The sequence below is a fragment of the Glutamicibacter sp. FBE19 genome, from assembly GCF_015524875.1.
GTDB classification, from domain to species: domain Bacteria; phylum Actinomycetota; class Actinomycetes; order Actinomycetales; family Micrococcaceae; genus Glutamicibacter; species Glutamicibacter halophytocola.
In genome coordinates, this window is sequence record NZ_JACKQN010000006.1 from 161,307 (window position 1) to 175,773 (window position 14,467).

Annotated in this window: 11 protein-coding genes; all 11 read right to left on the minus strand. The window is 59.5% G+C overall.

What is annotated here, in order from left to right; all coding sequences use genetic code 11:
* Positions 1 to 51: 51 nt before the first annotated feature.
* The 11 genes from H6F58_RS11605 to H6F58_RS11655 all read right to left on the minus strand — a co-directional run bounded on the left by H6F58_RS11605 (position 52) and on the right by H6F58_RS11655 (position 14,450).
* Positions 52 to 774, minus strand: coding sequence for a polyphenol oxidase family protein (locus tag H6F58_RS11605; protein WP_146275408.1), 723 nt, complete (start codon positions 772 to 774; stop codon positions 52 to 54).
* A 21-nt stretch (positions 775 to 795) separates the two neighbouring features.
* Positions 796 to 1,992: a cell division protein FtsZ gene (gene ftsZ, locus H6F58_RS11610; protein WP_171918577.1), complete on the minus strand. Its 1,197-nt coding sequence runs from the start codon at positions 1,990 to 1,992 to the stop codon at positions 796 to 798.
* Between the two features lie 218 nt (positions 1,993 to 2,210).
* Entirely contained in the window at positions 2,211 to 2,945 is a 735-nt protein-coding gene (locus H6F58_RS11615; RefSeq protein ID WP_060701978.1) for an FtsQ-type POTRA domain-containing protein, read from the minus strand.
* A 61-nt stretch (positions 2,946 to 3,006) separates the two neighbouring features.
* Positions 3,007 to 4,404 carry a UDP-N-acetylmuramate--L-alanine ligase gene (murC, locus tag H6F58_RS11620; protein WP_060701979.1) on the minus strand — a complete coding sequence of 466 codons (1,398 nt, stop codon included), beginning with the start codon at positions 4,402 to 4,404 and terminating at the stop codon, positions 3,007 to 3,009.
* A 4-nt stretch (positions 4,405 to 4,408) separates the two neighbouring features.
* Positions 4,409 to 5,530 (minus strand): undecaprenyldiphospho-muramoylpentapeptide beta-N-acetylglucosaminyltransferase, encoded by a 1,122-nt coding sequence (murG, locus tag H6F58_RS11625; protein WP_060701980.1) that lies wholly within the window; start codon positions 5,528 to 5,530, stop codon positions 4,409 to 4,411.
* A 97-nt stretch (positions 5,531 to 5,627) separates the two neighbouring features.
* Positions 5,628 to 6,866 carry a putative lipid II flippase FtsW gene (gene ftsW, locus H6F58_RS11630; protein ID WP_236995170.1) on the minus strand — a complete coding sequence of 413 codons (1,239 nt, stop codon included), beginning with the start codon at positions 6,864 to 6,866 and terminating at the stop codon, positions 5,628 to 5,630.
* Positions 6,867 to 6,915: 49 nt separating this feature from the next.
* The gene (murD, locus tag H6F58_RS11635) at positions 6,916 to 8,460 is read right to left on the minus strand and encodes a UDP-N-acetylmuramoyl-L-alanine--D-glutamate ligase (protein ID WP_060701982.1); all 1,545 of its coding nucleotides are present in this window, start codon (positions 8,458 to 8,460) and stop codon (positions 6,916 to 6,918) included.
* On the minus strand, positions 8,442 to 9,545 hold the full coding sequence (mraY, locus tag H6F58_RS11640) for a phospho-N-acetylmuramoyl-pentapeptide-transferase (protein WP_060701983.1): 1,104 nt from the start codon (positions 9,543 to 9,545) through the stop codon (positions 8,442 to 8,444). Before mraY ends, murD begins: the two co-directional genes overlap by 19 nt.
* Positions 9,542 to 10,999 (minus strand): UDP-N-acetylmuramoyl-tripeptide--D-alanyl-D-alanine ligase, encoded by a 1,458-nt coding sequence (gene murF / locus H6F58_RS11645; protein ID WP_060701984.1) that lies wholly within the window; start codon positions 10,997 to 10,999, stop codon positions 9,542 to 9,544. The genes mraY and murF overlap by 4 nt, the downstream gene beginning before the upstream one ends.
* 50 nt (positions 11,000 to 11,049) lie before the next feature.
* Positions 11,050 to 12,642, minus strand: a complete 1,593-nt coding sequence (locus H6F58_RS11650; RefSeq protein ID WP_060701985.1) for a UDP-N-acetylmuramoyl-L-alanyl-D-glutamate--2,6-diaminopimelate ligase — start codon at positions 12,640 to 12,642, stop codon at positions 11,050 to 11,052.
* Positions 12,636 to 14,450 (minus strand): penicillin-binding protein 2, encoded by a 1,815-nt coding sequence (locus H6F58_RS11655; protein WP_257745282.1) that lies wholly within the window; start codon positions 14,448 to 14,450, stop codon positions 12,636 to 12,638. The genes H6F58_RS11650 and H6F58_RS11655 overlap by 7 nt, the downstream gene beginning before the upstream one ends.
* Positions 14,451 to 14,467 lie beyond the last annotated feature (17 nt).

The following is a 14,467-nucleotide window of genomic DNA, read 5'->3' on the forward strand; positions in this document are numbered from 1 at the left end:
TTCGGCAGATAACGTTCATTCGCTCAATTTTGCGCGGTGTGTCGCGCACGCCTAGGCTGCGGGCCAGATCAGACCAGCCAGCCGTCCGGCGTCGCTTGAACGGCGATAGGAAAAGTAGTTCTCGTCTTCCAAAGTGCACACGCCACTTTGTCGCACCGCGACTCCAAGCTGGGCTAGTTCTTGACCGGCTGAGGCTGGAAGGTCCAATCCGGCCGTGCCCCAACGAGTCTCTGAACGAATCCCGGTTCTGATGCGCTCAGACTCTTCTGCCATCTCAGGGGAAACTTCATAACAAGACCCGCAAATCGATGGGCCGATAACTGCTTCGATCTCTGTGGCGCCCTGCATGCTCAGCTGCTCCACGGTGCGGGTAAGGATGCCGTCCAGCAATCCACGACGTCCTGCATGCGTCGCGGCTGTCAACGTTTCTTGGCCGTTTTTGCTTCGTCCGACAAAAAGAACCGGGAGGCAATCTGCAACCATGACCGCCAGGGCTTGGGTCCCGGTCGGATCAACAAGTCCGTCGCAGGTTGGAGCCGGAGGCTCTGACCATGACGTGCGCGCAGCAGGTTGCACCGTCAGGACATCTGCCGAATGCACCTGGTTCATGAAGTTAAGCGAGAAACGCCGGACCCCGATCAAGTCCTCCAGCCGGCTTCGATTCTCTGCCACACGGCGAGGATCGTCGTTCACATGTAGGGCGAGGTTTCCCTCATCCTGCGATGTGAACGCCAGTTGAATACTCGGATCAAGGTCCGACGTGAAATGTAGCACTGCTCAGCTTCTCGCTGTTATTTACTTCAGGAAGTCAGGAACATCCAGGTCGTCATTGGAACCGTTGAGGTCCGAATCGACAACATCAGGAAGTTCCTGGAACGAGCCCGCGCTTTCAGCGGCAGGCTTTTCCTCAGCTACAGGTGCTGGCTTTGCAGCTTCTGGCGCTGGGTGCGACTGCGCTTCTGGAACCGAAGCAGGTACCGGCTCAACTGGACGCGATGATACAGCTGGCTTTGCTGCGACCGGTGCCATTGGCTTGCTGGTGACATCTGGCTCGTCGAAGCCGGCAGCAATCACGGTAACGCGTGCTTCATCGCCCAGGGCGTCGTCAATGACGGCACCGAAGATGATGTTGGCTTCCGGGTGGGCAACTTCCTGCACCAGGCGTGCAGCTTCGTTGATTTCGAACAGGCCGAGGTCCGAGCCGCCCTGGATGGACAGCAGGACGCCGTGGGCGCCATCGATGGAAGCTTCGAGCAGTGGCGAGGCAATAGCCAGTTCGGCTGCCTTGACTGCGCGATCTTCGCCCCGTGCCGAACCGATGCCCATGAGTGCCGAGCCTGCACCCTGCATCACGGACTTCACGTCGGCGAAGTCGAGGTTGATCAGGCCCGAGGTGGTGATCAGGTCGGTAATGCCCTGCACACCGGAAAGCAGCACCTGGTCTGCTTGGCGGAATGCATCGAGCACCGATACGTTGCGATCCGAGATCGACAGCAGTCGATCGTTCGGGATCACGATGAGGGTATCTACTTCGTCGCGCAGGGCTTCAATGCCCGACTCGGCGGAGTTCGCACGGCGGCGACCCTCGAAGGTGAATGGACGGGTGACGACACCGATGGTCAATGCGCCGAGCGAACGGGCAATGCGTGCCACGACTGGTGCGCCACCGGTACCGGTACCGCCGCCTTCGCCTGCGGTCACGAAGACCATATCGGCGCCGCGCAGGACGTCTTCGATTTCTTCTACATGATCTTCAGCTGCCTGGCGTCCCACATCAGGGTTGGCGCCGGCGCCCAGGCCACGAGTAAGTTCGCGTCCCACGTCGAGCTTGACGTCGGCATCACTCATAAGCAGAGCCTGGGCATCGGTATTAATGGCGATGAACTCAACGCCCTTGAGACCGACTTCGATCATTCGATTGACTGCGTTTACACCGCCACCGCCGATTCCGACGACTTTAATGACCGCGAGGTAATTCTGTGGAGCTGCCACGTCCCGCTTCCCTTGTTAGATGTGCTACATGTTTACGACTCCAGCCAAAAACCTTCACCTTTAGCCTTAAGGTTTAGGATCTGTCAAGCTATCGCTATTAGAAACGCTATGAGCCGTATGGTCTTTCTGCAACGACCGCTGAGGCGTGTCGCTTATTCAAAACTATCTTTCCAGAATTTGTCGGCTTATTGGTCTTCCCGCGCCCAGAGGAACGCGACTTAATAAACCACCGGATTCTCTGGATTGGTCACGTCGATAGTGGTCTTTGAGGCGTATTTGTCGCTCAAGCCTTTGACGAAGATTTTCGCGACCTCGTTTTTCAGTGCCGGTTTTGAAGCGTCCCCCCAAATCAACGTCCGTTTCTTCGGCAACGACAATTCGGCGAACCCTGCTTTGGACAGCGACGCAGTGGAAACCTGTTTCAGCACCGACTCGTCAACCGTGCTCAAGATCCCGGTCAGCAGCTTGAACTTCTCCGGGTCCTTGGTTTCATCACTGGCTTTGACTTTGGGCAGCTTCGTCTTGTCGTTCTTGCCCAAGGTTCGCAGCTTCTTGCCGGTATCCGCCACCAAATACTGCTTGTCGCCTTCCACCAGGATGGCCACAGGAACTGCTTCGATGACTTCGACTACCAGGGTGTCAGGCATTTGCGCCTTCACCACGATTTGGTCGATGGCCGGCTGGTTGCCCATCAGCTCTTGAACCTTGGATTCGGAAATTCTCGGCAACGGGGTGCCTTTGAGCGGTTCCAGCGATTCGGCCAGCTTGCCGGCATTGACCAGTTTCGTTCCAGTGACCTCAATTTTCTTTGCCGCAAGGACAGGTGAAAAACTCAAAATCAATACCGCTGCCAGGCTCAAGACCACGATGCAGGCAGCGATAATAATCAAGAGCTTGCGCCGTCTCTTCTCTGGACTTTCTGGAAGTTCTACGACTTTTGCTTCTTCACCCATGGAACACCTTGTTTGGTTGAAACGACCAACGTCAGTGGCCTATGACAATTTCAAGTTGACGCTAGCTCAGCGACTCAATGATCTGCGAACCCAGCGCCGTAACATCTCCGGCACCGATGGTCATCACAACATCTCCTGGCTCGGCTTGCTCCACCACATGCGCGACCGCCGCGGCAGGATTCAGCACGTGAGCTGGGACCTCAACACGCGAGGCAATTAATTCACTGGTAACGCCTGGAATTGGTTCTTCACGCGCAGGGTAGATTTCAAGAACTGCCACTGAGTCGGCAAGAGAAAGAGCCTTCGCGAACTCGCGGTAGAACTCCTTTGTGCGGCTGAACAGGTGGGGCTGGAACACCACATGAAGATGCCCTTCCCCCGCCATCGTACGGCCTGCGGAGAGCGCAGCGAGCACCTCGGTCGGGTGGTGGGCGTAGTCGTCGTAAACCCTCACACCGCCGACGCTGCCCTTGAGCTCGAATCGACGGGCAGCACCCGAGAAGCTCGCCAGAGCTGCCAGTGCTTCCTCGACGTCGAGACCGGCATCCATGCCAACCGACAGGGCCGCAGTGGCATTGAGCAAGTTGTGCTGGCCGGGAACAGCCAGGTCCAAGGTATAGCTCTGGCCGCTGCCCCACTCGACGCGTGCGGTGAACCGGCCGTTGTCGGTTGCTTGTGCTTGTGAGAGTCGGCGGTCCGCATGGTCGCTGAATCCATAGGTCTGAACTCGAAGGTCACTGCGTTCATGGCGCATCTTGCGAGCAAGGTTATTGGCACCCGGATCATCGGCGCAGCAAATCAGCAGCCCATCCTCCGGAAGCAACCGGGCAAAATCGACAAAGGCCTGGTGAACTGCCTCTTCGGTGCCGTAGTGGTCCAGGTGGTCCGCTTCCACATTGGTCACGATGATGACGTCAGGACGGTAGTTCAGGAACGAGGCATCGGATTCATCGGCTTCGGCAACAAAGTAGCCACCCTCTCCCAGCTCGGCGTTGGTACCCAGGCTCGCTATGTTGGCTCCTACGGCGAAGCTGGGACGAGCGCCAACAGCCTTGAGCATGTGGGCGGTGAGCGAAGTTGTGGTGGTCTTTCCGTGGGTGCCCGCGATAGTCACGATCTTCTCGTGGCCGCGCATGGTGGCTTCCAGGCCTTCAGAGCGGTGCAGGATCTTCAGGCCTCTGCGAACTGCCTCGTCATATTCCGGGTTGCCCGGTTTGATGATCGAAGAAATCACCACGGTTTGCGCATCGCCCAAATTGGCAGGATCATATCCGACCTCAATTCGGGCTCCGCGCTGGCGCAGATCCTCCAGCACCGGCAGGTCCTTGGCATCTGTTCCAGAAACTTCCAGGCCATAATCCAGCAGCAATCGAGCAACCGCTGAAACGCCTACACCGCCAACGCCCATGAGGTGTACCTTGCCAAGTTCAGCGTGCAGTTCGTTGGCGCGCAATGCCATGGTCCTACCCTTCCTGCCCCGCACGACGACGGGTTGAAACTTCTTCAATAATTCGACGCGCCATGATTTGTGCGGCGTCGCGTTGCCCTAGCGAGCTGGCTGCCTGAGACATCTGTTCAAGTTTATGCTGATCGCCAAGCAACTTAATGACATTTTCGGTGATGTAGGACTTGGTGAAATCATCGTCCGAGACAAGAACTGCTCCACCGGCTGCTACAAGTTCGCGGGCATTGAGCTTCTGTTCCCCGTTGCCAATGGGCAGCGGAACCAGAACAGCAGCGGTTCCGGCGACGGCGAGCTCGCACACCGTTCCGGCACCCGAGCGGCACACCATCAGATCCGCGACGGCGTATGCGTAGTCCATGCGGTCCACGTACTCGATCTGGGTGTATCCCTCGTGGGCCAAGACCTGGCCATCCGCATCGAGAATCTGTTTCCCTCGACCGGTGATGTGCACCGTGTGCACCCCGGCCTCATTCAGTTCCGCCAGCGAGGCGGCGATGGAGGTATTGATGCTTTGAGCGCCGGAGGATCCGCCAGTCACCAGCAGAACGATCTTCTCACCGGTCACACCGAAATACTCGCGGGCCTCATCTCGAAGAGTTTCGCGGTTCATCTGGGCCACGTTCGAACGCATTGGCATGCCCACCTTCACTTCACCGGGCAAGCCGGTATTGGCGAAAGTCGTCCCGACAAAGGCAGCGGACTTTGCGCCCAGCTTGTTGGCCATGCCTGCCACAGAATTGGCTTCGTGGACAAAAATTGGAATCCTGAGTTGCTTGGCTGCCAGGTAGGCGGGGGTGCACACATATCCGCCAACGCCCAGAACTGCCTCAGCGCCCGTCTGCTTCAAGACGCGCTTGGCTTGATTCAAGGCAGCGATAAATCGGAACGGGAACTTCAGCAAATCAAGGTTGAGGCTGCGTGGCATCGGCGCCTTGGGAATCAATTCAAGCGGGTAGCCGGCGTCGGGAACCAATTTTGTTTCCAGGCCGCCAGGTGAACCAAGTGCGGTGATCTGAGCATCGGCTTGCTCATCCTTGACGGCGTCAGCAATTGCCAGCATGGGCGAGATATGACCGGCGGTTCCGCCGCCGGCAACAACAAGACGCATTGCTTCAGTCATCTGGTCTTATGCTCCTTCGTCCCGATCATGCGGGATCAGCGCCCGACGTTATCGATTCGAAGGGCTACAACTTCACTTAGCATGTGAAAATCACAGGCTACTTTGCGTTATTCGGCTTAGCGGTTTTCTTCTCTTCCGAGGAATCAAAGGCAAGTTTTTGGGCCCTGGCCGAAGACAGTACAAACCCCATGGCCAGCATGATTGCCAACATGGCCGAACCACCAGAAGAGATGAACGGCAGCGGCACGCCGATTACCGGCAGGACGCCGGTCACGGTGCCAAGGTTCACGAAAGTCTGCCCGATGACCCACGACATCAAGCAGCCCATCAGGACCTTGGTGTAGAGGTCGCTGGCACGCAAAGCGATGCGGTACATGGCCAGCGCCAGCAGGATGAACATCACCAGCACGAACAGGACGCCGATCAGGCCGAACTCTTCACCCAAGATGGAGAAGATGAAGTCATTTTGCGCTTCGGGCACGTAGGACCACTTCATGCGCGACTGGCCGGCGCCAACACCGAACCATCCGCCGGAGGCGAAGGCGTGAAGGCCCATGCTCGCCTGGTAGCACAGCTGATCGCTTGGACCGCAGTCGGTATCAAGCCATGCCAAAACGCGCTGTCGGCGGTTGGAAGATCCCATCACTGCAACCGCCAGGCCCACCATGCCGACAAAGCCGAACCCCGCGAGCCACTTCATCTTGATGCCACCGAGGAACATCGCCGACGCAATGATCATCAGCAGCACCAGCGCGGTGCCAACGTCCTTGCCGACAACCACGAGGCCAACGATGGCAATGCCTGCCGGTGCCACCACCGGAACCACCAGGTGCTTGATGTCATGCAGCATGTGCTGTTTCCGTTCAAGCATGAATGCTGCAAAAACTGCCAGGGCAAGCTTGGCGAACTCACTGGGCTGCAGGCCGACGGGGCCGATCTTGATCCAGTTTCGGTTGCCGAGGACGGTATGCCCAAGGGGCGTAAAGGCAACGAGGAACAGCAGGAGGAATGCCGCGATTACCGATAACCACGCGAGCTTCTTCAGATTCTCGGGTTTTATGAACTGCATCCCGAGCATGCAAATTATTCCGATGCCGGCAAACATCGCTTGCGACAAGGCGACAGTGAATCCGTCCTTGCCTTTGGCAATTGCCTCAACCGATGCGGAGGACTGCACCATCAGCACGCCGAAAATCGCGAGCACGATGGAGACCACAACGACTAGCCAGTAGTCCATCGAAGCCATGCGACCGCTGGCGTTTTCGACGCCGCCGATCAGCTTGGCGAACCAGGGCGTTTTCTGCTTGGCGCCCGTGGACGGTCGTTGCTGCTTCATCGCCATCGGTGCCTCCTGCCTCGGTGTCATCTGTTCGGTAAACGGTTGCCTAGTTGCCTTCGCCAGCTCTATCCATCAGATCACTGACGGCGCTGATAAATGCGTTGCCACGCTGGGCATAGGAGCTGAATTGATCCATGGAAGCTGCCGCCGGCGCCATCAGGACGGTGTCTCCTGGCTGGGCCACCTCGGCTGCCTTGTGGACAGCCCGGGTCATCACCTGCGTACCGGATGGCGCGATCCCATCAGCGGCTAGCGCCTGGGCGGTGATGTTGATGACTTCCACCTGGGGCGCCTTGGCAACCAGTGCCTCAACCAGGCCTGCGGTATCGGTGCCGATCAGCAGCACCTTCGCCAGCCGGTGGGCGTGCTTGGCGATCAGCTCGTCGTATTCCACGCCCTTGGACAGGCCGCCAGCGATCCATACGACGCGCGTAAATGCTGCCAGCGAGGCATCGGCTGCATGGGGGTTGGTGGCCTTGGAATCGTTGATCCACAGAATGTCGTTCTTGCGCGCGACTGCCTGGATGCGGTGATCCCCGGCATCGAATCCGCTCAGTCCCTGGGCGATTGCCTCGGGTTCCACACCATAGGCGCGGGTCAGGGCGGCTGCGGCAGCGGCGTTGGCGGCAGTGTGCCGCGGGACAATCTCGCCGATCTGGTCCAGCGGAATCAGTTCAACCGCATTGGTCCTGCGGTCCTCGATATAGGCGCGATCCACCAGGAGGTTTTCGACAACGCCGATCATGGACACCGCCGGCGAATCGGTGGTGAAGCCAATGGCTCGGCAGCCATCGATCACGTCGGCATTTTCAACCATGCGGATGGTGGCTTCTTCTTCGGCGTTGAAGATCGCAGCGACCTGGGTGCGCTCGTAGATCTTGGCCTTGGCTGCCTTGTAGTTCTCGAATCCGCCATGCCAATCCACATGGTCCTCGGCGATGTTCAGCACCACGGAGGCCAGCGGGGAAATGCTGTGGGTATAGTGCAGCTGGAAGCTGGAGAGCTCCACCGCGAAAACATCGTAGTCCACCGGTTCGCGGACCGCGTCCAAGATCGGGGTGCCGACGTTTCCCACGGCGATGGCCTTGAGGCCTGCAGCCTGCAGAATCGACTCGGTCATGCCCACGGTGGTGGTTTTGCCATTGGTACCGGTGATCGCCAGCCACTTCGGAGCCGAGTGCCCGGCACGATTCTGCACGCGCCATGCCAACTCGATATCGCTCCAGATCTCGATCCCGGCTTCATCGGCCTCGGCGATAGCCGGGTGGCGCGGGTTCCAGCCTGGCGACACCATCACCAGCTGTGCCGGCTGGCCATCCACCAGGGGCAGGCTCTGGACATTGTGGGCGCCAAGCAGCACATCGTGTGCGCCGACGATCTTCAGGGTTTCTGCCCGCTGCTGGTTCAGCTGGTCGTCTTTGCCGTCAATGACGGTGACGATCGCGCCCAGCTCGATCAGCGTGTCGGCCGCGGAGAATCCGGAGAGCCCGAGGCCCGCAACGACGACCCGCAGCCCTTTCCAGTCGGCATCCCAGCTGGTTAGCGAATCCAGCATTTTCTTGGCATCTGCGCTCACAGTGCGACAACCCATTCAGAGTAGAAGAGTCCCAGTCCGGCGGCGACAAAGAGGCCGGCCAGGATCCAGAAGCGGATAACGACATTTTCCTCGGACCAGCCTGAGAGCTCGAAGTGGTGTTGCAGCGGCGCCATCTTGAACACGCGCTTGCCACCGGAGAGCTTGAAGTAGCCCACCTGGATGATCACCGACAGCGAGATGATCACGAACAGGCCGGCGATCACCACCAGCAGCAGCTGGGTGCGCGAGAGGATCGCGAAGGCGGCGACAGCACCGCCGATGGCCAGCGAACCGGTATCGCCCATGAAGATCTTTGCCGGCTTGGCATTGAACCAGAGGAAGGCAATGAGCGCTCCCGAAAGGGTGGCGCCCAGCAGGGCGAGGTCCTGGGGATCGCGCACCGAGTAGCAAACATCCAGCGAGTTCATATTGGAGCAGGCCTGGTTCTGCTGCCAGATGCCCATCAGGGTGTAGGCGCCGAAGACCATGATCGAGGCACCGGTGGCCAGGCCATCGAGTCCGTCGGTGAGGTTGACGGCATTGGTGGTGCCGGTAACGATGAAGTTCGCCCAGATGACAAACAGGATCAATCCCAGCATCGGGCCGGCGAAGGCCAAATCGATATTGCTGTCGCGCAGGAAGGAAATCGCGGTAGAACCTGGGGTCAGGCCCTGCTCGTTCGGGAACTGAAGGGCCAGCACGGCGAAGCTGATGCCGATGACAGCCTGCAGCACGATCTTCTGCCAGGCGCGAAGGCCCAGCGAGCGCTTCTTGAAGATCTTGATGAAGTCATCGAGGAAGCCAACCAGGCCCATGCCGCCGAAGAGCAGGAGGACGAGAAGGCCAGTGGCCGTAATCCCGGAGGAGGAACGTCCCATCAAGGCCAGGATGCCATGGGTGGCGAAGTAGGCAACGAAGACGGCCAGGACAAAGACGACACCACCCATGGTGGGGGTACCGGACTTGACGGCGTGGGAGTTCGGCCCATCATCGCGAACCACCTGGCCATACTGCTTTTTGGTCAGAAGCCGGATGTACAGCGGCATGGCCACCATGGTTAGTACAAGGGCAATACCTGCGCCCAGGATCAATGCGATCACGCGTCTTCGCCTTCCTTCACGAACGCTGCGATGTCGTCGCCGAGGAAGCGCAGACCGGCCCCATTAGAGGACTTGAACAAGGCGATATCGCCTGGCTGGAGTTCCTTTTGCAGCAGGTCACGAGCCTCGTCCACGCTCTCCACGTAGAAGGCTTCGTCACCCCAGCTGCCTTCAAGCACTGCAGAGTTATATGCTGGCTTCGCTCCCCGGCCAACCACAACAAGTTTCTTGATGTTCATTCGAACTGCCATGCGTCCGAGCAAATCATGTTCGTGGATGCTCTTGTCGCCAAGCTCCAGCATCTCGCCCAGGACAGCCCAGGTGCGGCGGCCAGGTGCACCGTCCTCGCCCAGGCCCAGCTCGGCCAGTGTCACCAGGGCCGCACGCATGGATTCCGGATTGGCGTTGTAGGCATCGTTGATGATGCTCACGCCGTCGGCACGCTCGCTGCGTTCCATGCGCCATCGGCTGTTGGCTCTTTGGCCCTCCAGGCTTTCGGCGATGATCTGCGGGCTGATATCCAGCGCATAGGCGGCATTGGCGGCAGCCAGGATATTGCCCACATGGTGGCGGCCCAGCAAACCGGAAGTAATCCGCTGGCTGTAGCCGTCGGGGAACTGCAAGGTCAGCTGCGGCTGGCCGGAGCCGTTGACGACCACGTCGGCGGCCCAGACCCCTGCGCGTTCGGGCTTTTGCTCGCTGGTGCCGAAGAATCGCACCTGCGCCCGGGCCCGCGATTCCATGCGGGCAACGCGGGGATCCTCTGCATTCAGGATGGCAATGCCGTCGGCGTCCAGGGCTTCTACAAGTTCGCCCTTGGCCTTCTCGATATTCTCTACCCCGCCAAATTCTCCCGCGTGCGCGGTGCCAACACAGAGCACCACGCCAACGTGCGGATGCACCATATCGGTCAGGTAGGTCAGGTGGCCTACCCCGGTAGCGCCCATTTCGATGACAAAAAACTTGGTATCTTCGGTCGCGCTAAAGACGGTCAGCGGCACGCCAACTTCGCCGTTGTAGGAGCCGATCGGTGAAACGGTCGGGGCTACCCGGGACAGAATTCCGGCCAGCAGGTCCTTGGTCGTGGTCTTGCCGGCTGAACCGGTTATCCCGATGACCTTGGCATCGTTTTTGGCTTTAAGGTATTCGACGATGTGAGCGGCAATCTTGCCCATGGCTTCAACAGCGTCGTCGACGATGATCGAGGGGTGCACCGCGCGGGCATCGTCGTAGGTCTGGCGCTCGGCCAATGCCAATACGGCGCCGGAGGCCAGAGCTTTATCAATGAAAGCGTGCCCGTCGGAAAATTCCCCGGGCTTGGCAACAAATAAGCAACCAGCGGTGACTTCGCGTGAATCCGTGGTCACAGAAGTAACCACCGTGTCGGAAGCGGCTGAAGCAGTCGCTTCTCCCCCGGTGATCTTCAAAAGGTCGGTTAAAGACAGTTCAATCATGGCATTAAGGACTTTACACTTGAGCGGTGGTGATCGTGGTCTTGTGCCGACTAGGAATTGGTCACAAATCCATGAAGTTTCAGGGCATTTGCCAGTTCAACCCGGTCATCGAGTTCTACATCGATTCCCGCGACGTCTTGGCTGACTTCGTGTCCGCGACCAGCGACCAGGATCGCGTCATTGGCCTGCGCTAAACTCACAGCGAATTCCACGGCTTTAGCGCGTGGCGCGATGTTGAAAAGCTGGGTTTCTGCCCGTTCGGTGTCAATGGCGCCTTGCGCACCGGCAGCTAGTTGCTCGCGGATCGGCTCCGGCGCTTCGCCATGCGGGTCGTCATCGGTGACAATTACGATGTCTGCGTGGCGTGCGGCCACCGCTCCCATATCCGGGCGCTTGGTCTTGTCCCGCTCACCGGTGGCACCGAAGACCACGATCCTGCGCCCGTTGGCGCCCGGACGGATGGAATCCAGGGCCTTGGCCAGTGCGTCGGAGTTATGCGCGAAGTCGACTACGGCCACTGGGGATTCGGCAACCACCTGCATGCGTCCCGGTACTGCTACCGACAGCGGGTCCTTGGCGTCAAGGGCCTTCTGAAGTGCATCAAGCTCTGCCCCGCTGGCCAGCACCATGACGGTGGCCAAAGCGGCGTTGGCGACGTTGAACATGCCGGGCAGTGCGGTGCGCGTGCGCAGCAGTCGTCCGTCACGGTTGCGCAGCGTGAAGCTATGTCCGAGCCCGGAGTGCGCCAAGTCGGTGACACGCCAGTCGGCTAATTCGTTATTCTCGTCCAGGCTCAGCGACTGGGTGGGGATCTGCGCATGCTCGGCGAGGCGAGCGCCATAGGGGTCATCAACCATGACGACCGCCGAGGCGCTGTGTTCGGGGGTGAACAGCTGGGCCTTGGTCTGGAAGTAGTCTTCCATCGTCCCGTGCAGGTCCAGATGATCCTGGGTCAGGTTGGTATAGCCGGCGACGGCAAAATTCAATGCATCGACGCGTCCGTAGCTCAGCGAGTGGCTGGAAACCTCCATCGCCACAGAACTCACGTCTTGTTGTGCCATACGAGCCAAGACGCCATGGAGCTGCGTGGATTCCGGGGTGGTCAGCACGCTCGGGATGATCTGTCCGCGGGCGGACATCTCGATGGTTCCAATCAGGCCGGTTTCTTCACCGAGGGCCTCGAGGATCGCGCGAATCATGAACGTCGTGGTGGTCTTGCCGTTGGTGCCGGTCACCGCAAATAGCTGAGGGCTGCGCTGATCGGTGCCGTAGACCGCCTGGGCAACCTGGGCGGCGGCCTTGCGCACATCGGCGACAACAGCCACAGGAATCGATAGTTCTTCTGGCAGGAAGTCCAAGCCAGCGGTATCGGTGATGATGGCGCGGGCACCGTTGGAAATGGCAGTGTCAACGAATTCGGCACCGTGGCGCTTAGCCCCCGAGATGCCCAGGAAGACGTCGCCTGGCTGGACGATCTGCGGGTTCAGGCTGACACCGAGAATCTGCGGAGCGGCGTTGAATTGCGCTCCGGTCCGCACGGCGCCGGCAGCGCCGCACACCTGGTCAAAGCCCACGCCGGCCATATTCTCTGGACGAAGGTACCGTTCCAACTCGCGCGGAGTACCGGGATTCTGGACTACCAAGATTTCTTTTGTTCCTTGCCTACAAAGACGTCGTACGCCTCTGACTTAGTCGTGCTCGGTGGCACATTGAATGTGTTGAGCGTATGGCTCATCACGTCGGTAAACGTGTCCGCTACCGAGAAGTCCTTCCAGTTGCCCTTGGGGCGGTACATGGTCGCAACAACAACGAACTGCGGATCTTCCAGCGGGGCAACACCTGCAAATGAATAAGTATAGCCGTCGTAGCCCTTGGCACTGGCGGCCTGGCCGGTACCGGTCTTGCCTCCCACGCGGTAGCCGGGAATCGCTTCCTTGTAGCCGGTTCCGAAGTCGACCACGGATTCCATGATCTTCAGCATTTCCTTGGAGGTGGATTCCTTGACGACGCGCTTCTCTTCGGGGTCTGGAATCTTCGTGACCGAGCCATCATCGTTCCGGTAGCCTTCGATCAGGCTCGGCGACAAGCGGACGCCGCCATTAGCCAGGGTCTGGAAGATCGATGCCGTGTGCAGCACGGTTTGCGAGTAGCCCTGGCCGAACATGGTGGTGTACTGCTGTCGGCGATCCCAATTTTCTGGAGCCGCAAGCTGGCCAGCGCTGGCACCGTTCAGTCCAACCTGGATTGGAGTGCCAAGGCCGAAGGCCCTCATGTAGTCATAGCGGGTCTGCTTGCTCATCTTGTTGCCGACCATCACGGTACCGGTGTTGTACGAGCGGGCGAAGATGCCCGCGGCGGTCATGTCATAGGTGGCGTGTTCCAAGGAGTCGTTGATTGTTTCCTTGGTAAAGGTCTTTTTGTTCGGGACGGTGAATTCGTCGGTGGGCTTGATTACCCCTTGGTCGAGGGCAGCGGCGAAGATCGGTGCCTTGCCGGTCGAGCCTGGTTCGAAGGCACGGGTGATCGACGTTGAGCGCCGGAACTCCGGAGCGGTGGCACCGGGGTCGTTGGGATCCAGCTCTGCAGAATCGCCAATGGCCAGGATCTTGCCCGTCTTGACCTCCATGGCGATCACTGACACCCACTCGGCGTTGAACTGCGCCTGCTTCTTTTCAGCTGCGCGCTGGGCGACGTAGTTGATGTCCGAGTCGATGGTCAGGATGACGTCTTGTCCATTGACCGCTGGAGTTTCTTCAACCTCGGTGACCGGAATGCGCACACCGTCGGCGCTGATTTCGTATTTGCGGCTGCCCGCGGTGCCGGCGAGGTGGTCTTCTTGGCTCAGTTCGAGCCCCTCGGCACCGACCACGGATGTCTGGTCCTCCGAGTTGCGCACAAAGCCGAGCAGCGGGCCGGCGATAACGCCCTGCGGGTACTGGCGTTCGCTGCGCAACAGCGATGAGAGGCGAGGGATTCCGATTTCACGGACTTCGTTGCGAACTTCCGGGGTGACGCTCTTGGCGAGCACCACGTACCCCTTGGGCTTGGCGTCCCCTTGCGGGCGAACCTTCTTGGCCAGTTCCTCGGGATCCTGATCGAGCGCCTTGGCCAATTCCTGGATGGCCTGGTCCCAGCTGATGCGTTCGTGGCCGTTGGAGCCGTCGCGTTTGGCGCGGCGAATATCCTCATTCTGTTCGCGCTGATCGATGACGAGGTCGTAGCGGTCGACGGAAACGGCGAGGGTGGTTCCATTGCGGTCTTCGATGGAACCGCGCATGGGCGCAATGACCTCTTCGCGTTCGCGGTTCTGCTGGGCCGCGTTGGCAACCGTGGCGGCGTTGATTCCCTGGACCCAGACGAGCCGGGCGAGAATGATTACCAGCAGGGTCACCGAGAGGATCAGTACGAAGCGCATCCGCTTTTTCGCAGTATCGATTGCCGTCGAACTCACAATGAACCTAACTTTCC

Coding starts and splice junctions, on each gene's coding strand:
- H6F58_RS11615 (WP_060701978.1), bottom strand. CDS start 2,945: ATGGGTGAAGAAGCAAAAGTCGTAGAACTTCCAGAAAGTCCAGAGAAG.
- murC (WP_060701979.1), bottom strand. CDS start 4,404: ATGGCATTGCGCGCCAACGAACTGCACGCTGAACTTGGCAAGGTACAC.
- murG (WP_060701980.1), bottom strand. CDS start 5,530: ATGACTGAAGCAATGCGTCTTGTTGTTGCCGGCGGCGGAACCGCCGGT.
- ftsW (WP_236995170.1), bottom strand. CDS start 6,866: ATGAAGCAGCAACGACCGTCCACGGGCGCCAAGCAGAAAACGCCCTGG.
- murD (WP_060701982.1), bottom strand. CDS start 8,460: ATGGGTTGTCGCACTGTGAGCGCAGATGCCAAGAAAATGCTGGATTCG.
- murF (WP_060701984.1), bottom strand. CDS start 10,999: ATGATTGAACTGTCTTTAACCGACCTTTTGAAGATCACCGGGGGAGAA.